Here is a 20,661-nt window from a genome sequence, read left to right on the forward strand (position 1 = left end):
CCTGTTGGTGCGCAGCCGGATTCGCCGCTTCGAAACTTGTTTGTGACTAACATCACTTCGACGAAGTTGCTGGTCACGGTCGCCGTGGTCAGCGGCACCTTTCGGCGCGCACGACAGCGGCGCGGTGCGGCCCACATCGGAGCAGGTGATGTGAACAGCGACGCATTTTCGCTGGTCAGCCGCCCAGATATGACGTCGATCCACTCGGTGGCAGATCGCCACGAACAATAGACAATCCGATGGTGCAGCTCACCATGTCAGGCCATATGCTGTGCGATACCAACCTGGTGACTGTTTTGATCCACTTCCGCGAACTTCCTTGCCCGTTTTGGCTGGATTTTCCCGACCGATTCTGATAGCAAGGTGCTATGGACCCGCATTTGCGCGATCTGCGGTATTTCGTCGCCGTCGCTGAGGAACTGCATTTCACGAACGCCGCCCAGCGGCTGCATATCGCTCAGCCGACGTTGTCACGCCAGATCCGCCAGCTCGAACGCCAGCTCGACGTGGTCCTGTTCGACCGCAACCAGCGCAGTGTCGCCCTCACCGTCGCCGGTAAGGAACTGCTCGAAGGCGCACGCAAGATCCTCGAGCTGTGGGAGGTGACCAACGTGTCCCTCCAGGAAGCAGGCGAGGTGCTGCGCGTCGGAATCCAGTCCGCGCTCGGCCGGGGTCTGCTCAACGACCTCGAGAGCGCGAGCGGTCACCGCCTCGCCCTGCACGCCGCGTCGTGGAACGACCCCTCCAGTGGCCTGGCCGGTCGACAGGCCGACCTGTCGCTGGTCTGGCTGCCGCTGCCCGACCCCAACCGTTATCGCTGGCAGGTGCTGCGCACCGAGCCGCGCTGGGTGCTGCTGCCGGAGTCGCATCCGCTGGCCGAGCAGGACAGCATCGAATTCGCCGATCTGCTCGACGAGCCCTTCGTCGCCCTGCCCACCGAGGCGGGCGCGGTCCGCGACTTCTGGCTCGGCAACGATGCCCGTGGCGGCAAGGCGGCCAAGATCGGCGCCGAGGCGGCCACCCCCGAGGACAAGCTCGAGGCCGTGAGCCTCGGCCTCGGCGTGTGCCTGCTGGCCGAGAACAACGTGCCGATGTACCGCTGGCCCGGGCTCACCGCGCGTCCGGTCGCCGGTCTCACCCCGTGTGAGCTGGCGGTGGCATGGCGGGCCGACGACACGCGCCCGACCATTCTGGAATTCGCCGGTCGCGCCGTCGACGGTGGTTTCTCCGAGCCGACACCGCAGCCGCAGCCGATCGCGGTCTAGTTCGACAGTTCCAGTTGGGCGGCGAGACCGAGCAAGGTGGACTCGCTGCCCGGCGGACCGACCAGCTGCGCGGCCAACGGGGTGTGCGCTTCGGGATGGGTGCCCATCGGTAGTGACGCCGCGGGCCAGCCGAGCAGATTCCACAGTCCGGTGAACGGCGCGTAGCGCGCCGAGGACACGACATTCGCGGCCCACCCGCGCCCGCTCCACTGCCTGGCCTTGGGCGGTGGCGCGGCGAGCGTCGGGGTGATCACCACATCGAAGTCCTCGAAGAATTCGAGCAGCCTGGCTTCGGTCCGGTCGATCTGGCTGGGGCGGACCAGGCCGAGTCGCCGGATCACCCGGCCGATCGCCAGGTGACGTTTGGTGCGTTGCTGGAGCAGTTCGGGGTTCTCGAGTGTGTCGGCGTCGGCCAGGCCCGCGCTCGGCCAGCGCAGCAGCATCAACAGCGCCGTGTCGCCGTAGGGCAGTTCCACCGGTTGCACCTCGTGCCCGGCCACTGCCGCGCGCGCACCCGCGGTGCGCGCCGCCGCCGTCCAATGCCGATCCATCCGGACCAGACGCGACGGCGGAGCCACGGCCAGTCCGATGCGTAGTCGCTGCGGCTTGCGTAGTTCGGCCAGGTCGGAACGGCCTGCCAGCACCGACAGCGCCAGCGCCGCGTCCGACACCGTGGTCGCGAGGACGCCGTTCTCGGCCAGTCCCGCCCAGGAATCGGCGCCGATCTGCGCGGGCACCACGTGTCTACCCGGCTTGATCCCGAAGACCCCGCATGCCGCGGCGGGCACCCGGATCGAGCCGAGACCGTCGTTGCCGTGCGCGATGGGCACGAGTCCGGCGGCCACCGCCGCGGCAGCACCACCCGAGGATCCACCCGTCGACCGGCCGACATCACGCGGATTGCGGGTGACGCACCCCGCGGAGTCGGTACTGGCCCACAAACCGAGCTCGGGCATCGCGGTCAACCCCACAACGATCGCGCCTGCGGCGCGCAGCCTGGCCACGACCGGGTGATCGACGCTCGCCGGTTCGGCGGAGGTGGCCGCCGAACCGGCCCGGGTCGGTTCGCCCGCCACCGCGATGTTCTGCTTCACCGCCACCGGCACACCGGCCAGCGGCAGCTCGTCGAGGTCTTGCCGGGCGGCCAGTTCCCGCGCTTCGGCCCTGGCCCGCTCGGCTCGCACCACCGTGAAGGCGTTGATCTTGCGATTCTCCGAACCGATGCGGGCGAGCGCGTCGGCGGTGACGTCGGCGGGCGTGATGGTGCCCGCACGGACCCGGGCGGCCAGCGCCGCGGCGGGGCCGCCGATGGGGTATTCGTCGGCAGGAGGGCGAGACGAGTCCATCGTCACCTCAGCGTCCGTTACGCCGTCGTCGTCGACGGACTCCCATGCTACCGCTGTGAGGTCTTCGTTCATCTGCGGATTCGCCCCCGTCGCATGGTCGTCGAAATTCGGGTGATCAGCTCTAGAGGCGCAAGTTATCATTTCAAGTACAGCTCTCCGGCGATGGCGGTGGGTGTGGCGGAATGAATTTCGCACCGATCCGCGCGAACTCTTTAGGTCGGTTGATGAGCGATAACACCGGAAGCGGGGAACAACCCGACGCAACGGCCGGTCGGGCCACGAATGTGCGCGTCGACATGGTCGAGGCGTTCGCCGCCGCGTGGGGCGCGGTCGACGAACGCCCGCCCGACATCGCCGAGTTCCTCCCCGACGCGGCCACCCTGCGCGCGCAGGCGCTGCACGAGCTGATCCGGGTCGACCTGCGCCATCGCTGGCTGCACCACGCCGGCACCGGCATCGACCGCAAGCGGCTGGTCAACTACTGCGCCGAGTTCCCCGAACTCGACGTTGCCACGCTGCCCGCCGGGCTGGTGTTCGAGGAATTCGTCATCCGCAGGCACAGCGGCGAACGGGTCGACCCGCGCGAGTGCCTGCGCGAGTACCCGGAGCAGGCGGCCAGTCTGCGCGGCCTGCTCAACACTGAGGAACTCGACCAGAGCACCCACCGGACCGACGATCCCGACGCGACGATGAACCAAACGGCGGACTCGACTCGTAGTACCCAGATGACCCGCCCGCAGCTCGACCTCACCGCGACCGCCACCTCGGCCGCGACGTCGTCGACGGACGCACTCTCGAATCCCGGCGCGTTCGAGCCGCTCGACCGCATCGAGATCGGCCAGCGCATCGGCGATTTCGAGCTGCTCACCGGGCTCGGTTCCGGTGCTTTCGCGCGTGTCTTCCTGGCCAGGCAGACGTCGATGCAGCGTCTGGTCGCGGTGAAGATCTCCGCCGACCGCGGCACCGAGCCGCAGACGCTGGCCCAGCTCGACCACGACTACATCGTGCGCGTGTTCGACCAGCAACTGATGGACACCGACTCGGCGCCCTCGGGTTCGCGGCGCCTTCGCCTGCTCTACATGCAGTTCCTGCCCGGCGGGACCCTGCTCGGTCTGCTGCGCTGGGTCCGCGCGACCCCACCCGCCGAACGCAGCGGCAAACTGCTGCTCGACGCCGTGGACGCCGCCATGGAGGAGAAGGGCGAGATCCGCCCGACCGATTCGAGCGTGCGCGCCGAGATCGCCGCCCTGAGCTGGCCGGAAACAGTGGCCTGGCTGGGCAGGCGGCTGGCCGAGGCGCTCGACTACGCGTCCTCGCACGGTGTGCTGCACCGTGATGTGAAACCGGCGAATGTGCTGCTCACCGCCGAGGGCGTCCCGAAGCTCGCCGACTTCAACATCAGCTTCAGCCGCACCGTCGAGGGCACCAGCCCGGTGGCCTACTTCGGCGGTTCGCTGGCCTACATGTCGCCCGAACAGCTGGAGGCCTGTCACCCCGGCCTCAGCCGCACCGCCGCCGACCTCGACACCCGCAGCGATATCTACTCCCTCGGCGTGGTCCTGTGGGAACTGCTCACCGGTGCGAAGCCGTTCGACGACGACACCGCCGCGGCCGAGGGCCGGGGCGACGAAACCACCCTCGAGGCCATGCTCGAGCGACGGACCGGCGGCGTCGATCCCGCCGCGCTCGACCGGGTTCCGGCGAACTGCCCCGCTGCCCTGCGCCGGGTGCTGCTGACCTGCCTCGACCCGGACAGGTCGGGTCGCTGGGCCGAAGGCGCGGTGCTCGCCAAGCAGTTCGATCTGTGTCTGGACGCCCGGGCCCGCGACCTCGTCGACCCGCCGCCGAACAGCTGGCGGATGGTGTGGCGCAAGTGGCCGCTGCTGGTGATGATCTTGGCGATCGGCATCCCCAACGCCCTCGCCTCCTGGTACAACATCCAGCACAACCAGAATCTGGTGGTGAGTCGGCTCAGCGAGTCGGCCCAGCAATCGTTCGTCGTGATCACGGCGGGCGTGAACGTGGTCTTCTTCCCGCTGGGGGCCGCGGTGCTCATCTACCTCGCCCGTTTCGTGCTCTCCGTGCCGCGCGGCCTTCGCCATGGCCGCCGTTACGACCCACAGATTCTGCGCCGCACCAGACACGACACCTTGCGCATCGGCGACCGGGTGGTGATCGTGGTGTTCTCGCTGTGGGCGATCTCCGGACTCACCTTCCCGATCGCGCTGCAATTGGCCGCCGGCGATGTTCCCGGCCACGCCGTGGTCCATTTCCTCGCGTCCCTGCTGGTCTGCGGGGCGATCGCCGTCGCCTACCCGTTCTTCCTCGTGACGTTCTACCTGGTTCGCTGCATCTACCCGATCTTCCTTCGCCACGGCGAGATCAGCACCGACGACAGCACCTGGCTGCGCGAGCTGAGCCGCCGCTGCACCTGGTACCTCGCGGTGGCCGCCTCGGTCCCCCTCCTCGCCGTCGCGGGCGTCACCTTCCTCCCGCCCGGTGATATCCCGGCCGTGATCGTCGCCGTCCGGGTGCTCTGCGTCGGCGGCATCGTCGCCTTCATCGGCTCCTACCTGCTCTTCCGCGCGCTCGAAGCCGATCTGAAAGCCCTGGAACGCGTCGTCAGCTGACGATCTGCGGCACGGATGAACTTCCGTGCGGGTCCGCGCGTATGACCCGTCGTGAGCTCGACTGTCATCACCGAGGCGACCCGCCCCTCGCTCGACCGCACCGCCACCATGCACTCCACCGATCGCCGCGGGCTCGACCGGTTCGAGGTGGGCGACCGCGTCGGCGACTTCGAGCTGCTGACCGAGCTCGGCGTGGGCGCGTTCGCCCGGGTCTTCCTGGCCAGGCAACGGTCGATGCAACGTCTGGTCGCGGTGAAGATCTCCGCCGACAGCGGCACCGAGCCGCAAACCCTGGCCCAGCTCGACCACGACTACATCGTGCGCGTGTTCGATCAGCTCGTCCTCGATCCACCCGGCGACGGGTCGCCCCGGCTACGCCTGCTGTACATGCAATTCCTGCCCGGCGGGACTCTGCTCGGCCTGCTGCGCTGGGTCCGCGCGACCCCGCCCGCCGAACGCGACGGTCGGCTCCTGCTCGACGCGATCGACGCGGCGATGACGGAGAAGGGCGAGATCCGGCCGGCGGATTCGAGCGTGCGGCGCGAGATCACCCACCTCAGCTGGCCCGACACCGTGGCCTGGCTGGGTCGGCGCCTGGCCGCGGCACTGGATCACGCGGCCGATCGGGGTGTGCTGCACCGTGACGTGAAACCGGCGAATGTCCTGCTCACGGCCGAGGGCGTGCCGAAGCTCGCCGATTTCAACATCAGCTTCAGCGAGACCGCGGGCACCAGCCCGCTCTCGTATTTCGGCGGGTCGCTGGCGTACATGTCACCCGAGCAGCTCGAGGCCAGCCATCCCGGCTACGACCGCAGCGCCGCCGACCTCGAAGCACGCTCCGATCTCTTCTCGCTGGGTGTGCTGCTGTGGGAACTGCTCACCGGCACCAAGCCGTTCGACGACACCGGCGCCGACGACCCCGACTGCGGCGATCGAACCAGACTCGAAGCGATGCTCTCCGCACGCAGCGCGGGCGTCGGTAATTCCGCGCTGCAACAACTCCCGCCGGACTGTCCGCCCGCACTTCGCCGGGTGCTGCTGCGTTGCCTCGAGCCGGACCGAAACGACCGCTGGCCCGACGGCACCGTCCTCGCCGAACAGTTCGACCTCTGCCTGGACCCGCGCGGCAGAGACTTGGTCGACCCGCCTGCCCGTTCCTACCGAATTCGCTTGCGGCCCTTCATGGTTGCGCTGATGACGCTGGCGATCGCGGTACCCAACGCGCTCGCCGTGAAATACAAGACCTGGCAGAACTCCGGCCTGCTGGTGCAGCGGCTCGAGCCCGCCGCTCGCGAAGCGCTGCACATAGTCTCGGTGGTGACCAACGTGATAGCTTTCGCGCTCGGCGCGGTGATCCTGGTCTATTTGTCCCGCCACGCGATCCTGGTTCCACGCGCGTTACGGGCCGGGCGGCGCGTGGGTACCGCGACGTTGGGCCTGGCAAGCAGGCAATCGCTGTACCTGGGTGACCGGGCGGTTGTCGTCGCCGTGTTGTTCTGGGTCACCGCGGCGGCGATCCTGCCCGCCACGGTGAAGGTGAGCACCGGTGAGCTGGAGACGCGCACCACGGTGCAATTTCTGACGTCGAACGCCATCGGTTGCGCCGTGGCGGCGACCTACGCGTTCTTCCTCATCACCTTCTACATGGTCCGCTGCGCGTACCCGGCCTTCCTGCAGCAAGGCCACCGGTTCCACACCGATGCCGCGGCGCTGCGCGGACTCCTGCGGCGCTGCGGCTGGTATCTGGCGGTCGCCGCGTCCATCCCGCTGATCGCGATGGTCGCCATCACCTTGCTGCCCACCGAGGACCTGCTGCCGACCATGGTCTCGCTGCGTGTGGTCTACCTCGGCAGCGTCGTGGCCTTCCTCGGCTCGTACGCGCTGTTCCGCGCGATCGACGCCGATATCCGGGCACTGATCAGAGTCGTCGACCCCCAGCCCCGACCTCGAGGAGGGGCCGCCGACGCAGTCGGCGGTTCGCGCCCGTCCCGCCGATCAGGTGCCGTTGCGTAGGCGACGAAGGAGCAAGCAGCGGTACCTGATCGGCGGGACCGCCGGAGGCGCGAACTCGAGCGCGCCAGCGCTCCAAAATTACGAGTACACCGCCGGGTTGAGGGTGCCGATGTAGGGGAGGTCGCGGTAGCGCTCGGCGTAGTCGAGGCCGTAGCCGACGACGAATTCGTTGGGGATGTCGAAGCCCACGTGCGCGACGTCGACGGGGGTGCGCAGCGCGTCGGGCTTGCGGAGCAGGGTGACTACTTCCAGCGAGGCCGGGTTGCGGGTGGACAGGTTGCGCTTGAGCCAGGACAGGGTCAGGCCCGAGTCGATGATGTCCTCGACGATCAGGACGTTACGGCCCGCGATGTCCTTGTCCAGGTCCTTCATGATGCGCACCACGCCCGAGGACGAGGTGGACGAACCGTAGGACGACACGGCCATGAATTCGAGCTGAGTGGGGATCGACAGCGCCCTGGCGAAGTCGGTCATGAAGAAGATCGCGCCCTTGAGGACGCAGATCAGCAGGAGGTCACCTTCGGGGGAATCGGGCGGGTATCGCTTGGCGACGAGCTCGGCCAGTTCCTCGATCTTGGCTTTGATCTCGTCTTCGGTGATCAGCACCGATGCGATGTCGTCTCCGTACACGGAAGTGGGTGTCCCTTCGTGGCATCAAATGCGCGGCTGTGCTCGCACCGCCAGCGTGCCATGTTCGCGCGTCACGACCAACCTGTGGTCCCTCGAGCCGCCCGCCACCGCCACCCCGCCCTGTCCGTGCCAATTACTCACCAGCTCGTCGATCGCCTGTAAATGGGCGTTCATGAGCCCGCTCACGCCCTCGTCCGCAAGCCAGGCGCGCACCGCCCTGCGACGCAACGCGGGCGGGGCAGTGGCCAGGATCTCGATCGACAGCGTGGGTCGATCAGTGTCGTCGCGGCCACCGGACCCGGATCGATCATCGAGATCGGGACGGCGCGCCACGGCGCCATCGGGACGTGCGCTCGCGCGGTGCGAACGCGCATTCCGCAGCAACTCGGCCGCGTAGGCATCGAGCACCGCGCCGTCCGCACGCAACTGCTCGGCCGTGCGGACGAGTGCCTGCGCGACCCCACCGCCGAGGACGTCCTCGAGCAGTGGCAGTACTTCGTTGCGCACCCGCACGCGGGTGTACCTGAGGTCGACGTTGTGCGGATCGTCCCACGGTTCGATCCCCAGATCGGTGCACATCCGCACCGTCTGAGCCCGCCGCACACCCAGCAACGGCCGCCCCCACGGCGCATTCCACGCCACCATCCCCTGAATGGACCGCCCGCCCGAGCCGCGCGCCAACCCGAGCAGCACCGTTTCGGCCTGATCATCGAGCGTGTGTCCGAGCAACACCGGCCGCCCGTCCCGTACCGACTCCAACGCCGCGTACCGAGCCGCCCGAGCCGCCGCCTCCACACCCCCCGCACGCCCGACCTCGACGGGCACGACCATCGCCCCCGCACACCCGAGCCCCATCGCTTGCTCGACCGCCCGCTCGGCCACCGCCGCTGATCCCTCCTGCAACCGATGGTCGACGACCACCGCGGTCACCGCACCCGCCTCGACAACGGCGGCGGCCACCAAGGCCAGCGAATCCGCCCCGCCGGACAACCCCACAACCACCGGCCCCCGCCCACCGTGCGCGGCCACCCACTCGCGCACACCCCGTCGCACCGCGAGCACCGCCGCTGTCTCCGGCAGGCGCATCGGACGAGGCGATGTCATCGGCCACACCGAACAATCGCCTCGCGATCATCGGACGGCAGCCGCGATTCACGAGCAGGCTGCGCGGCCCTGCTCGGCGGTCGACCGTCCGCGTAAGTCACGTGTGCAGGTTACCGAGACCTATCCCAGCACCCGGCGAATCCACCGTTCCGGATCGTCGACCTCGTCCAGCAACGGCAGCGTGTCGGCGTTCGTCCACACCGTGTTGAATTCCGCGACCCCCACCCGCTCGACCACCGCGTCCACGAACTTCTTGCCCCGTACGTATTGCGCGACCTTCGCGTCCACGCCGAGCAGGGCCCGCAGCAGCCGCTGGATCGGATTGGACGGCTTCTGTCGACGTCGATCGAACGCGGCCCTGATATCGGCGACGGTCGGCACCACAGCGGGCCCGGCGGCGTCCATCACATGATCGGCATGCCCTTCGAGCAGCGTGCCGAGCATCAACAGTCGATCCAGTGCCTCGCGCTGCGGCGGCGCCTGGGCCGCACGCAACAGTCCGACCACCCCTCGACTGTTCGGATCGTCGGTGTTGTCGCCGTTGCGCCGCGACCGCACCTCGCTCAGTAATCGGGTGAGCATCTCGCTCATCGGTTCCTCGCCGACCTCGCTCAAGATGTCCACGTTGGTGCGCATGTACCCGGCCAGCCAGGGCGCCGACGAGAACTGCACCCGGTGTGTCACCTCGTGCAGGCACACCCAGAGCCGGAAGTCGCTCGGATCGACGCCGAGCGCACGCTCGACGCCGAGGATATTGGGCGCGACCAGCAGCAAGGTGCCGTCCTCGCCGGTGAACGGGTCGTACTGCCCGAGAATCGCGGTCGACAGGAACGCCAGCATGGTCCCCGCCTGGACACCCGCGGGTTTCCCGACGAACTTGCCCCCGTCGGCGGATTCGATGCCGGTGAGCACAGCCATCGAATCGGCGGCCGCGGAGATCCACCCCGGCCGGTCGACGATCCGCGCCTCGGGAACCGGCCGGTCGTCGAGCAGCCCACTGACCTCACGCACCGGCAGTTCGGCCAGTATCGAGGCAGACGCCAGCTCGGCGACGACCTGTTCGGCCGTCTGCCGGGACACGCGCGGCCCGGAGGGAGCGAGCACCGCCCCGGTTCGCGCGGCCAGCCGCCAGTCCACAGCTCCGCTGAACCCGGAACTCTTGCGCTCGGTCTTGTCGGTCATAGTCACCCGTTCTCTACGAGCATCCACAGTTGCGCAGGGCACCCGCCACCGCGTCGAGCGCCGGCCTGCTCTGCTCCGGCAATCGGTCGTTCGACATGAGTGCGAAGGTGAGTACCCGCCCGTCGCGGTCGAGTACATATCCGACCAACGCGCTGGCCACGCTCAGAGTTCCGGTCTTGGCGCGCACCCACCCCGCACCCTGCCGGTTCTGTGTGACGAAGCGCGGCGCGAGTGTGCCGGTGCCGCCCGCGACGGGCAGGTAGTCCAGCATCGGCGCGAGAGCCGCTGCGCGCGGGTCGTTTTCGGGCCTGGCCTGTGTTCCGGCCGGTACCAATGCGGCGTTGCCGGTCGGTTCCGCCGCGGTCGCGATGATCGAATCGAGCAGCTTCGGGGTCACCCGGTCGTCGACGGAGAGCCCACTGTTGTCGGCCAGATGCAGTCCGGCGATATCGAATCCGGCCGTCGACAGGGCGGCCGTGGTGGCGGCGACCGCACCGGCGAAGGATGCCGGCTGGCCCGACGCCACCGCCAGCTCACGTCCGATGGTCTCGGCCAGCACATTGTCGGAGTGAATCATCATGTCGTGCAAGCGAACCCGCAGCGGGGCCGATTCGACCTTCGCGATCTGGGCGCCGGTCTGCGCGGCCGGTCCCACTCGCACCGCGGCGGGATCGATACCCAGCTCGGCGGCGAGCGCTCGCCCGGCGTCCAGCGCGGGATTCGCGGTGCGCGGGGAATAGTCGGCCGAGGGGTCGAACCGGCCACCGTCGAGCATGATCGGCTCGATCGGGGCGATCGACCCTTCCGGGATGTCGATCGGGTCCCAGCCCGAGGCCATGGTCGGCCCCGAGTAGGCGGACGTGTCGACCACGATCGCGTTCACCTGGCGGCCCGCGGCCCGCACCTGCGCGGCCAGATCCGCGATCCGGGCGCCGTCGGTGTAGTAGCCGCCCGCTGCCCGTGTGGTGAGCGTGGGGTCCCCGCCCGCCACCAGCACCAGCTCGCCGGGCGCACCGGCGAGCACCTTGGTGGTCACCCGCTGATCATCGGGCAAGGTCAGCAATGCGGCCGCGACCAGCATGATCTTGGCCGTCGACGACGGGATCATCGCCTTGGCCGGCTCCTGACTCCACAGCACCGTCCCGCTGCCCGGATCGGTCACCTGACCCGCGAACGCACCGAGATCAGGGTTGCCGACCACCGCGGCGAGCGCCGCGGCGATGCCCGCCACTGTGGGCGCGGGCGCGTCCGATCGGGCCGGAGCCACCTCGGGAAACACCTGACCCGTGTCCGGCGGCGGCGCCACGGTGAGTCCGCCGTGGCGGAATTCCGGCGTCCACGGCTGCGCGATCGCCGCGAAACCGCCCGCGATCACCAGTAGCGCGACGACCACTGCCGACAACCAGATCCAGCGGGACCTCCGGCGCCCCTGCACCGGTGATCCCGGATTGCCGCCTGCATCGACCACGACAGTGTCTCCCTCAACGCCGACCGACACGCCTCGACTGCGCGACTACAGCCGCCTGCCGCACCGGTGTACCAGCACACCACACTATCCTCGTTGCGCAACGGTTCCCCAGAACGATCTGGCGATTCGGCACAGACCAGCACTCGAACGAGCAAGGAGATGGCGTGGAGTTCGACGTCACCATCGAGATTCCCAAGGGTTCTCGGAACAAGTACGAGGTCGATCACGAGAGCGGTCGGGTCAAGCTCGACCGGTACCTGTACACCTCCATGGGCTACCCGGCCGACTACGGCTTCATCGAGAACACCCTCGGCGAGGACGGCGACCCGCTCGACGCGCTGGTGCTGCTGCCCGAGTCGGTGTTCCCCGGCGTGATCGTCGAGGCCCGCCCGGTGGGCGTGTACCGCATGACCGACGAGGCCGGTGGCGACGACAAGGTGCTGTGTGTCCCCGCGGGCGACCCGCGCTGGGATCACATCCAGGACCTGGGCGACGTCTCGGAGTTCGAACTGTCGGCGATCAAGCACTTCTTCGAGCGCTACAAGGATCTCGAGCCGGGCAAGTACGTCGAGGGTTCGGAGTGGCTCGGCCGCGCCGAGGCCGAGAAGATCATCGACGAGTCCTTCACTCGGCTGAAGGAATCCGGCCACTGAGCCGATAGACCTACGAAAAACGGGAAGTCCGAAGAGTTTTCGGACTTCCCGTTTCGGTGTCAGTACCAGATGTAGAGATCCCAGCCGTCCCAGCTCTCCGTGCACTCCCAGTAATACCCGCCGGTGTACGGATCTTCCCCGGCCGCGCGGCACTGATAGAGCTCGTAGTAGGTGCCGTAATACGTTCCGTACGGCGCCGCGGCGGCACTGCCCGCACCGACCGCCGACACCCCGGCGACGGTCGCGACGGCCAGCAGGGCGGCGGCGACGGTGGATTTGATGCGCATATTGATTCTCCTGACGCGGACAACTTCGACTTCTCGAAGTTATTGCGGCGCAGAGGTTTGAACAGCCAACCCTAGGGGTAGGTTCGCTCTCCCCTTGGTCGATTCACCTACCCCACCCCAAGGTTGGTAGCGCAGGCACCACCTTCGATTCGGGTGTGCGCGGCATGGGCACGGCGCCCGCTCGTTCCTAGGCTCGAATCATGCAGCTCAACACCACTTTTTCGAGCAAGTCACTGCGTGCCTTCACGGCCGGAACCGGCCTGCTCGCACTACTCACCGTCACCGCGTGCGGCCCCGAGAACAGCGCCACGGCGGCGCAACCGGGTCGGCCGGAGATCCGGCAGGCGCTCGAATCGGTGGTGCAGGCCGGATTCCCCGGCGCCCAGGCTGTGATCACCACCGCGGCCGGCGAACAGACCGTCACCGCGGGGGTCGGTGATATCGAGACCGGCGCACCGATTCCCGACGGGGCATACGTCCGAATCGGCAGCAACACCAAGAGTTTCGTCGCGACCGTGGTCATGCAGTTGGTCGCCGAGGGGAAGGTCGAACTCGATGGTCCCGTCGAGCGGTACCTACCGGGCGTCGTGCAGGGCAGTGGCAACGATGGCAACCGCATCACCGTGCGCCAACTGCTCCAGCACACCAGCGGGCTACCGGACTATCTGGCCGGCGGCGATCCCAGCCTGCGTGCCGACCCCGGCACGCAGCAGATCGAGCCAGACCCGGAAGTCATCCGCCTGCGCCACTTTTCGCCCAGCGAGCTGGTCCGCATCGCGATGACGATGCCGCCGCGGCACGAACCCGGCGCCCGCTCGGTCTACACCAACACCAACTACATCCTGCTCGGCATGCTGATCGAGCAGGTCACCGGCCGCCCCGCCGCCACGGAGATCACCACCAGGATCATCGAGCCACTCGGCTTGCGCGACACCTACTTTCCCGCACCCGGCGACATCGGCCTGCGCACACCACACCCGCGCGGCTATCAGGAAATCGACAGCGCCCGTGTCGATTTCACCGACTTCGATCCCTCATGGGGCGATACCGCGGGTGCGATGATCGCCACCGGCTCGGATCTGAACCGCTTCTTCCTCGCACTGCTGGACGGTGAGTTGCTGCCCGCCGCACAGCTGGAACAGATGCGGCAGACGGTGCAGTTCGACCGAATGCCTTCGGCCGGTTACGGATTAGGCCTGGTCGTGCAGACCACCTCGTGCGGCAAGAAGACCGTCGCCCATGGTGGCAGCATCCCCGGTTTCGATACCCGCACCGGTGTCACAGCCGACGGCGTCGCGGTGACCATCACCGTGAACGAGCTGCCGCACAACAAGGACCAGGCAGAGGTTGTCGAGCGGGCCTTCGACACCGTGGTCTGCGCCTCATGAAACGCGCGATTCTGGCCGTCGCGGTCGCCGCGACGGCCGCCGGATTGCTGACCGCCACCACGGCATCGGCCGATGTCGACCCGCTCGATCGTTTTCGCCATCAGTCGCTGACCTGGCAGTCCTGCGATGATCCGCGTCTCGATCCGGCGGGAGCCCAGTGCGCGCAGGTGAGGGTGCCGGTGGATTACTCGGCGCCACAGGCGGAAACGATGACCGTGGCCATCTCGCGGCTGCCCGCTACGGACCCGGCGAAACGTCGCGGCGTGCTGCTGTCCAATCCGGGAGGCCCCGGCGCTCCCGGTCTCGACTTCATGATCGACGTGCGCGAGGCGATGAGCTCCGACGTCCGTGACCGCTACGACCTGATCGGCATGGATCCGCGCGGCATCGGCCGCTCCACCCCGGTGAACTGCCGCTGGCAGCACGGATTCGGGCTGGAATCCGCCGGTCTCGATGGCGTCGGTTTCGCCGAAAGCGTGGCCCAGCATGCCGAACTCGCCGCGCTGTGCGCGACGAACGAGGGACCTCGGCTGCACCACATCACCACACGCAACACCGCCCGCGATATGGACGTCATCCGTGCCGCCCTCGGCGAGGAACGAATCAGCTACTTCGGCACCTCCTACGGCACCTACCTCGGCGCGGTCTTCGCCCAGCTGTTCCCCGAGCGCAGCGACCGGTTCGTCCTCGACAGTGCCGTCGACCCCGAGCACTACGGATCGGTCGGGATGATCCGTGCCATGGGCCCGGTCAACGAGGCGGCATTCGACCGATGGGCCGATTGGGTGGCCGCCCACGACGGCGAGTTCCGTTTCGGCGCGGACCGTTCCGCGGTCAGGTCGACCGTGCAGACCATGGTCCGCCGCGCGAACGACCGGCCGATCCGGATCGGCGAGTTCACCGTCGACGAACACAGCCTGCCGATGGTGCTCTACCGCGGGCTCGACGACCCACGCAACTATCCGCTGCTGGCACGCCAGACCCGCCAACTCGCCGATGCCGCCGACGGCATCGAGGTGCGGCCCGAACCCGAGCTTGCCGCCTCGCTCGCCTTCATGCTCACCGCGCGGCCACGCGACTACTCACCGGCGTTGGCCGTCCTGTGCGGCGATGTGGAAGTACCGCGCGATCCAGCCTGGTACTGGCGCAATATCGAGGCGAGCCGCGCCGATCAACCGCTGTTCGGCGCGTTCGCGAACAACATCCCGCCGTGCGCGTTCTGGGCGCCCCCGGTCGAGCAGCCGACCGTGATCGGCAATGCGGTGCCGAGCCTGATCGTCCAGTCCACCGACGACACCCGCACCACCCACGCGGGCGCGCGGGTCATGCACCGGGCAATGACGGGGTCACGCCTGGTGACCTTGGAAGATGTCGCGGTGCACTGGATCTACGGCAACTACCCGAACACCTGCGTCGACACGACCGTCAACGCCTATCTTCGCGACGGCACGCTGCCCGACACCGACCCGGTCTGTCAGGACGATCCGGGGCGCGCGTTCAGGTAGGCCAGTACGGCGAGGACCCGGCGGTGGCCCGATTCGTCGGCGGCGAGGCCGAGCTTGGCGAAGATGCTGCGAATGTGTTTGAGCACAGCGCCTTCGGTGACGACCAGGCGTGCCGCGATGGCGGAGTTGTCCTGTCCTTCGGCCATCAGCGCGAGCACTTCGCGTTCGCGGGCGGTCAGCGTGGACAGCGGATCATCGACCTTGCGGCGCACCAGCAGTTGTGCGATCACTTCCGGGTCCATCGCGGTGCCACCGGCGGCGACGCGGTGCAGGGATTCGAGGAACCGGTCGACCTTGCCGACCCGTTCCTTGAGCAGGTACCCGACGCCACCGCCACCGTCACCGAGCAGTTCGGAGGCGTAACTGTCCTCCACATAGGACGACAGCACGAGCACCGGCAGCCCGGGGTGGACGGTCCTGGCGCGGACCGCGGCGCGCAGGCCGTCGTCGGTGAAGGTCGGCGGGAGCCGCACATCCACCACCACGGCGTCCGGCCGGTCGGCGGTGACGACGGCGAGGAAATCGTCGGCATTGTCGACGGCGGCCACCACGTCGATCCCGGCCGTCTTCAACAGCAGGACGAGGCCTTCCCGCAGGAGGGCGTCGTCCTCGGCGATCACGACCCGCACGGCAACTCCACCCGCACCACAGTAGGCCCACCGGCGGGGCTGCTCAGCGTCATCTGCCCGTCGAGCGCCTCGGCCCTGCGCCGGATGCCGGCCAGACCACCCCCGTCGGTCGCGCTCGCTCCACCCATACCGTCGTCGCGGATCTCGACGGTGAGCAGATCGGGCGGCCCACCCAGTTCGATCGACAGTGTGTCGGCACCGGAGTGTTTGGTCGCGTTGGTGATGGCCTCGGCGATCACGAAATAGGCGGCGGCTTCCACCGCCATCGGCCGCCGGGCGATGCCGTTGGATTCGAGCACGCACGGGATCGGACTGCGCGCGGCCAGCGCGGAGACGGCGCTGTTCAGGCCCCGATCCGAGAGCACCGGCGGGTAAACGCTGCGCACCACATCGCGCAGTTCGGCCAAGGCCGCCGAAGCCGTGTCCTGCGCTGTCCGCACCATCCGATCGGCGGCTTCGGGATCACGGTCGCGCCATTGCTCGGCCAGTCCGAGTTGCATGATCACCGCCGCGATTCTGGCTTGGGCGCCATCGTGCAGATCGCGTTCGATGCGGCGCAGTTCGGCACCGTGCGCGTCCAACGCGGCGGCCCTGGTCACGGTCAGCTCGGCGACCCGATCGGCCAGCACGGCGTTCTCGTCCGGCGCGAGCAACGCCCCTGCCACTCGGGCCTGCGCGTTCGCCGCCTCGGGCGCGCGCAGTGCGAGGGCACCGTAGACGATGCCGACCGCCACGCTCACCACGGCGGCGGTCCAAGAATCGATGACGATGCCGCCGCTGGACACCGTGCCGTCGGCCCGCGCACTCCAATAACTCGCGACGGCGAGATGCTGCGCCGCGCTCAGCGGCAGTGCCACCGCCAGCGCGGCCAGTGGCAATCCGATGATCGCGTGCAGCACCAGCCAGGCCAGATCACGCCGATTCGCCGGATCGGCGGCCAGCGTCGCGAGCTGATGACGCAGGTCGCCGGTCAACGGCCGGTAGGCGGACACGATCGGCGTGCCGAGCAACCTGCCCGCCCTGCGCCGTTCGAGCCCCAGCAGCGGCCGGATCAACTTGACCGCCTCCGGCAGCGCGGGAATCCCGATCCCGATCAGACTCGCGGCCGCCACGATCGCCAGCGCGACCACCGCGAACAGCGACGCCACCCCGGTCAGCCCGCCCACCAGCAGATAGCCGACAGCGGCGGGCAGACGACGTAACCGCCGCACTACACCACCGCTGCCGAATCGACTCACCCGATGATCATGCCGGGGGTGCACCCGCTCGGACTCGACCACCCTCGTCCCCGTCGCGCGGGTCCCCGGCTGACGCGGCGGACTGCGCGGCGGTGTCGACCAGCGCACCCACCCCTTCGGCGGCCTTGGCATCGCCGTCGGCTTGGATTCCCCCCGACATCCGCAGCGGAACTTCCTTCCAGAACAGCACCAGCAGCAGGGCGATCAACGCCACCGCGGAGGCGACGAGGAACACCGTCGACATCGAGTCGGCGAAGCCCACCTGGAAGGGCTTGGCGAGTTCGGGGTCGAGCTGCTGGATGATCGAGCTGTCCTGGAGGACCTTGCCCGCGGCCGACGTGTCGTGCGCCAGCAGGCCCTTGGCCAGCGCGGCATCCGCCGGGTTGGTGCTCTGCGCGCCCTCGATCACGGCCTGCTGGTAGGCGGGGTCCGCCGCCGACTGCTGCAATTCGGTGGTGATGTTCGGGGTGAGCAGCGAGAACAGGATCGACAGGAACACCGCGGCGCCGAGGGTGCCGCCGATCTGACGGAAGAACGTCGCCGACGCGGTCGAGACGCCCATGTCCTTGGGCGGCAGCGCGTTCTGCAAGGCCAGGGTCAGCGGCTGCATGAGATTGCCGAGGCCGAAGCCGGTGGCCGCCATGAACAGCATCGCCAGCCACAGCGGGCTGTCGGCGTCGAGCAGGTGCAGCAGGAACAATCCGAGCGTCAGCATGATCGCGCCGATTATCGGGAATGCCCGGTAGCGGCCGGTTTTCGAGATCAGCCGACCCGAGACGATCGAACCGGTCATCAGCCCGAGCACCATCGGCAGCATCTGCAGACCTGCCTCGGTCGGCCCGGCGCCGCGCACCACCTGCAGGTACTGCGGCAGCAGCAGCATGCCGCCGAACATCGCCGCACCGACGACGAAGGAGATCACCACGCCGAGCGCGAACGTCACATTGTCGAAGATCCGCAGCGGGATCAACGCCGCGTCCCCCATGAACTTCTCGACCACGACGAAGCCGGCCAGCCCGATCGCGCCGATCGCGTAACAGATCACCGAAGAGTTACTGCTCCAGCCCCATTCGCGACCCTGTTCGGCCACGATCAGCAGCGGAACCAATCCGACCGCGAGCACGATCGCACCCGCGAAGTCGATGCGGTGGGTGGCGTGCGGCTTGCGCGGCAGGTGCAGCACCCGGGTCACCACCACCAGGGCGAGCAGCCCCAGCGGCACGTTCACCAGGAACACCCAGCGCCAGCCGGTGATGCCGAGAATGGTGTCCTGCCCGGCCAGCAGCCCGCCGAGGACGGGCCCGAGCACACTCGAAATGCCGAACACCGCAAGGAAATAGCCCTGGTAGCGGGCGCGTTCACGGGGTCCGATGATGTCGCCCATGATGGCCAGCGCCAGCGACATGAGTCCGCCCGCGCCCAGACCCTGGAACGCGCGGAACGCGGCCAGCTGATACATCGACGTGGCCAGCGTGCACAGCAGCGAACCGACGATGAACAGACCGATCGCGGCCAGGAAGAACGGCTTGCGGCCGAACATGTCCGAGAGCTTGCCGTAGAGCGGGGTGCTGATCGTCGCGGTGATCAGGTAGGCGGTGGTGGCCCAAGCCTGCAGCGAGTAGCCGTCGAGGTCGTCGGCGATGGTGCGGATGGACGTCGACACGATCGTCTGATCGAGCGAGGCCAGCAGCATGCCGAGCATCAGCCCGGACAGGATGGTCAGGATTTGGCGATGGGTGAAGCCTGCCGGTGATTCCACCGGGGCCGCGGTTGTCGTCACGAAACGTTCTCCGTAGTGCTCAGTGCGGGCGGCTGGGCCAGCAGGACCGGGCGGGCCGCGTCGTAGTCCTCGACGAACCGCGTCAGCAGCCCGGCGAAGAGCGCGCGATCGTCGGTGGACCAGTTCTCGGTGACGATCGCGATGGAATTCCGGCGCCGCGCCCGGATCCGGTCGGCGGTCTCGCGCCCGTAGTCGGTGGCCTCCAGCACGGTGGCTCGCCCGTCGTCGGGGTCGGCGGCGCGCACCACCAGGCCACGCTCCACCAGCTGCGCGACCTGCCTGCTCACCGTCGACGCGTCCGAATGCACCGCGTCGGCGAGCGCGCCCGAGCGCATCGGCCCGTCACACACCAACCGGAACAGCACCATGAACCCCGCCGGGTCGATCCCCGAGTGGTCCTTGATCTGGGCCATCGCCCGATCGCGCAGCCGGTGCAGCCGCACGAGCTGGATCGCGATCGCGTCGATCGCGGGCTCACTCTCACTCACACGTTTACCTTTACTTGCATCAATCAATTAGTTGTGTGATGCAAGTATGTAGGCAGAACGGTCGCCGTGGCAACCGTTTGAACTGCCTTTACTCGCCCTTGAACTCCGGCGCGCGCTTCTCGAAGACCGCCGCGATCGCCTCGGGCAGGTCCTTCGACGGCAGGAACGCCGCGTTCCACGTCGACACGTAACGCAGACCGTCGGCGATCGCCGGGCTGGTCCGCTGCTCGAGCACGTCCTTGATGCCCTGCACCACCAGCGGCGGGTTGCCCGCGATCTCGCGCGCCATCGCGTGCGCGGCGGCCAGCACGGCCTCCTGATCGGCGAACACCTCGTTCACCAGGCCCATCCGCTCGGCACGGGCCGCGTCGATGTCCTTGGCGGTGAAGGCCAGCTCCCGCAGATTGCCCTCGCCGATGATGCCGGGCAGGCGCTGCAGCGAACCGATGTCGGCGACGATCGCCACCTTCGCCTCACGCAGGCTGAACTTGGCATCCGCGCTGGCCAGACGAATATCGGCAGCGGCGATCAGGTCGAGACCACCGCCGATGCACCACCCGGACACCGCCGCGATCACCGGCTTGGTGCACTCGGCCAGCGCCGTCACCGAGGCCTGCATCCGGCGGACCTCCTTGAGGAACTCCGTGCGCGGCCCCGCCTTCGCGTCGTCGGCCAGCACCGGAGCCAGCGTGCCCGCGGTCGCGGCCAGGTCGAGACCGAACGAGAAGTGCTTGCCCGCCCCGGTCACCACCACCGCCCGTACCTGCGGATCCGCGTCGAGCTCGGCGAAGACCTCGGGCAGCTCGCGCCAGAAGTCGGGTCCCATCGCATTGCCCTTGCCCGGTCCGATCAACGTGGCCTGGGCAACGTTGTCGGCGATCTCGACGGTAAAGGCCTTCCATTCACTCATGCCCTGATTATTGCCACCGCGCCAACATGCCGCCCACCCAGCCCCGCCCCCGCCCCCGACCCTTAGGGAGGGGCCGGACGCGCAGCGGCCGGGTTCGCGGCCGTCCCCGGGGGAACCGGGGCGGTGGGGGGGGGCCGATGGGGCA

General features: G+C 68.5%; 17 protein-coding genes. 6 read left to right on the forward strand and 11 right to left on the reverse strand.

Going from position 1 to position 20,661, the window contains the following annotated elements; translation table 11 throughout:
- The first annotated feature begins 368 nt into the window (after nt 1–368).
- Nucleotides 369–1,265 carry a LysR family transcriptional regulator gene (locus ACFQ9R_RS13705; protein ID WP_378631508.1) on the forward strand — a complete coding sequence of 299 codons (897 nt, stop codon included), beginning with the start codon at nt 369–371 and terminating at the stop codon, nt 1,263–1,265.
- Here the strand turns inward: ACFQ9R_RS13705 and ACFQ9R_RS13710 are convergent.
- Entirely contained in the window at nt 1,262–2,611 is a 1,350-nt protein-coding gene (locus ACFQ9R_RS13710) for an amidase (protein WP_378990765.1), read from the reverse strand. The two genes, ACFQ9R_RS13705 and ACFQ9R_RS13710, sit on opposite strands and share 4 nt — an antisense overlap.
- A gap of 224 nt (nt 2,612–2,835) precedes the next feature.
- Between ACFQ9R_RS13710 and ACFQ9R_RS13715 the strand changes: the two genes are divergently transcribed.
- Both ACFQ9R_RS13715 and ACFQ9R_RS13720 read left to right on the forward strand, forming a co-directional pair.
- Nucleotides 2,836–5,241, forward strand: a complete 2,406-nt coding sequence (locus ACFQ9R_RS13715) for a protein kinase (protein ID WP_378990766.1) — start codon at nt 2,836–2,838, stop codon at nt 5,239–5,241.
- Between the two features lie 51 nt (nt 5,242–5,292).
- On the forward strand, nt 5,293–7,254 hold the full coding sequence (locus ACFQ9R_RS13720; RefSeq protein ID WP_378990768.1) for a protein kinase: 1,962 nt from the start codon (nt 5,293–5,295) through the stop codon (nt 7,252–7,254).
- Between the two features lie 78 nt (nt 7,255–7,332).
- Here the strand turns inward: ACFQ9R_RS13720 and hpt are convergent, their stop codons facing one another.
- From hpt to dacB, 4 genes are all read right to left on the reverse strand, one after another.
- Nucleotides 7,333–7,884: a hypoxanthine phosphoribosyltransferase gene (gene hpt, locus ACFQ9R_RS13725; RefSeq protein WP_056819061.1), complete on the reverse strand. Its 552-nt coding sequence runs from the start codon at nt 7,882–7,884 to the stop codon at nt 7,333–7,335.
- A gap of 24 nt (nt 7,885–7,908) precedes the next feature.
- Nucleotides 7,909–8,970 carry a tRNA lysidine(34) synthetase TilS gene (gene tilS / locus ACFQ9R_RS13730; protein ID WP_378990815.1) on the reverse strand — a complete coding sequence of 354 codons (1,062 nt, stop codon included), beginning with the start codon at nt 8,968–8,970 and terminating at the stop codon, nt 7,909–7,911.
- A 138-nt stretch (nt 8,971–9,108) separates the two neighbouring features.
- Nucleotides 9,109–10,170, reverse strand: a complete 1,062-nt coding sequence (locus ACFQ9R_RS13735; protein WP_378990770.1) for a zinc-dependent metalloprotease — start codon at nt 10,168–10,170, stop codon at nt 9,109–9,111.
- Nucleotides 10,171–10,183: 13 nt separating this feature from the next.
- On the reverse strand, nt 10,184–11,638 hold the full coding sequence (dacB, locus tag ACFQ9R_RS13740) for a D-alanyl-D-alanine carboxypeptidase/D-alanyl-D-alanine-endopeptidase (RefSeq protein WP_378990772.1): 1,455 nt from the start codon (nt 11,636–11,638) through the stop codon (nt 10,184–10,186).
- A gap of 164 nt (nt 11,639–11,802) precedes the next feature.
- Between dacB and ACFQ9R_RS13745 the strand changes: the two genes are divergently transcribed.
- Complete coding sequence (locus tag ACFQ9R_RS13745; protein WP_062991391.1) at nt 11,803–12,291, forward strand: inorganic diphosphatase; 489 nt, start codon at nt 11,803–11,805, stop codon at nt 12,289–12,291.
- A gap of 59 nt (nt 12,292–12,350) precedes the next feature.
- Here the strand turns inward: ACFQ9R_RS13745 and ACFQ9R_RS13750 are convergent, their stop codons facing one another.
- Nucleotides 12,351–12,578, reverse strand: coding sequence for a hypothetical protein (locus tag ACFQ9R_RS13750; RefSeq protein ID WP_378990774.1), 228 nt, complete (start codon nt 12,576–12,578; stop codon nt 12,351–12,353).
- Between the two features lie 200 nt (nt 12,579–12,778).
- Between ACFQ9R_RS13750 and ACFQ9R_RS13755 the strand changes: the two genes are divergently transcribed.
- Nucleotides 12,779–13,966 carry a serine hydrolase domain-containing protein gene (locus ACFQ9R_RS13755; RefSeq protein WP_378990775.1) on the forward strand — a complete coding sequence of 396 codons (1,188 nt, stop codon included), beginning with the start codon at nt 12,779–12,781 and terminating at the stop codon, nt 13,964–13,966.
- The gene (locus tag ACFQ9R_RS13760; RefSeq protein WP_378990778.1) at nt 13,963–15,471 is read left to right on the forward strand and encodes an alpha/beta hydrolase; all 1,509 of its coding nucleotides are present in this window, start codon (nt 13,963–13,965) and stop codon (nt 15,469–15,471) included. The genes ACFQ9R_RS13755 and ACFQ9R_RS13760 overlap by 4 nt, the downstream gene beginning before the upstream one ends.
- Here ACFQ9R_RS13760 and ACFQ9R_RS13765 read toward each other — a convergent pair.
- The 5 genes from ACFQ9R_RS13765 to ACFQ9R_RS13785 all read right to left on the reverse strand — a co-directional run bounded on the left by ACFQ9R_RS13765 (nt 15,441) and on the right by ACFQ9R_RS13785 (nt 20,516).
- Nucleotides 15,441–16,100 (reverse strand): response regulator transcription factor, encoded by a 660-nt coding sequence (locus ACFQ9R_RS13765; RefSeq protein ID WP_378990780.1) that lies wholly within the window; start codon nt 16,098–16,100, stop codon nt 15,441–15,443. The genes ACFQ9R_RS13760 and ACFQ9R_RS13765 overlap by 31 nt on opposite strands.
- Complete coding sequence (locus ACFQ9R_RS13770) at nt 16,088–17,338, reverse strand: sensor histidine kinase (protein ID WP_378990781.1); 1,251 nt, start codon at nt 17,336–17,338, stop codon at nt 16,088–16,090. Before ACFQ9R_RS13770 ends, ACFQ9R_RS13765 begins: the two co-directional genes overlap by 13 nt.
- Before the next feature lie 7 nt (nt 17,339–17,345).
- On the reverse strand, nt 17,346–19,118 hold the full coding sequence (locus tag ACFQ9R_RS13775) for an MDR family MFS transporter (RefSeq protein ID WP_378990783.1): 1,773 nt from the start codon (nt 19,116–19,118) through the stop codon (nt 17,346–17,348).
- Nucleotides 19,115–19,606 carry a MarR family winged helix-turn-helix transcriptional regulator gene (locus ACFQ9R_RS13780; RefSeq protein WP_378990785.1) on the reverse strand — a complete coding sequence of 164 codons (492 nt, stop codon included), beginning with the start codon at nt 19,604–19,606 and terminating at the stop codon, nt 19,115–19,117. The genes ACFQ9R_RS13775 and ACFQ9R_RS13780 overlap by 4 nt, the downstream gene beginning before the upstream one ends.
- 88 nt (nt 19,607–19,694) lie before the next feature.
- Complete coding sequence (locus ACFQ9R_RS13785) at nt 19,695–20,516, reverse strand: crotonase/enoyl-CoA hydratase family protein (RefSeq protein WP_378990787.1); 822 nt, start codon at nt 20,514–20,516, stop codon at nt 19,695–19,697.
- Between the last annotated feature and the right edge of the window lie 145 nt (nt 20,517–20,661).

This window comes from Nocardia sp. NPDC056541, assembly GCF_042794235.1.
Lineage (GTDB): Bacteria > Actinomycetota > Actinomycetes > Mycobacteriales > Mycobacteriaceae > Nocardia.

Coding starts and splice junctions, on each gene's coding strand:
- ACFQ9R_RS13705 (WP_378631508.1), top strand. CDS start 369: ATGGACCCGCATTTGCGCGATCTGCGGTATTTCGTCGCCGTCGCTGAG.
- ACFQ9R_RS13710 (WP_378990765.1), bottom strand. CDS start 2,611: ATGGACTCGTCTCGCCCTCCTGCCGACGAATACCCCATCGGCGGCCCC.
- ACFQ9R_RS13715 (WP_378990766.1), top strand. CDS start 2,836: ATGAGCGATAACACCGGAAGCGGGGAACAACCCGACGCAACGGCCGGT.
- tilS (WP_378990815.1), bottom strand. CDS start 8,970: ATGCGCCTGCCGGAGACAGCGGCGGTGCTCGCGGTGCGACGGGGTGTG.
- ACFQ9R_RS13735 (WP_378990770.1), bottom strand. CDS start 10,170: ATGACCGACAAGACCGAGCGCAAGAGTTCCGGGTTCAGCGGAGCTGTG.
- ACFQ9R_RS13750 (WP_378990774.1), bottom strand. CDS start 12,578: ATGCGCATCAAATCCACCGTCGCCGCCGCCCTGCTGGCCGTCGCGACC.
- ACFQ9R_RS13755 (WP_378990775.1), top strand. CDS start 12,779: ATGCAGCTCAACACCACTTTTTCGAGCAAGTCACTGCGTGCCTTCACG.
- ACFQ9R_RS13760 (WP_378990778.1), top strand. CDS start 13,963: ATGAAACGCGCGATTCTGGCCGTCGCGGTCGCCGCGACGGCCGCCGGA.
- ACFQ9R_RS13785 (WP_378990787.1), bottom strand. CDS start 20,516: ATGAGTGAATGGAAGGCCTTTACCGTCGAGATCGCCGACAACGTTGCC.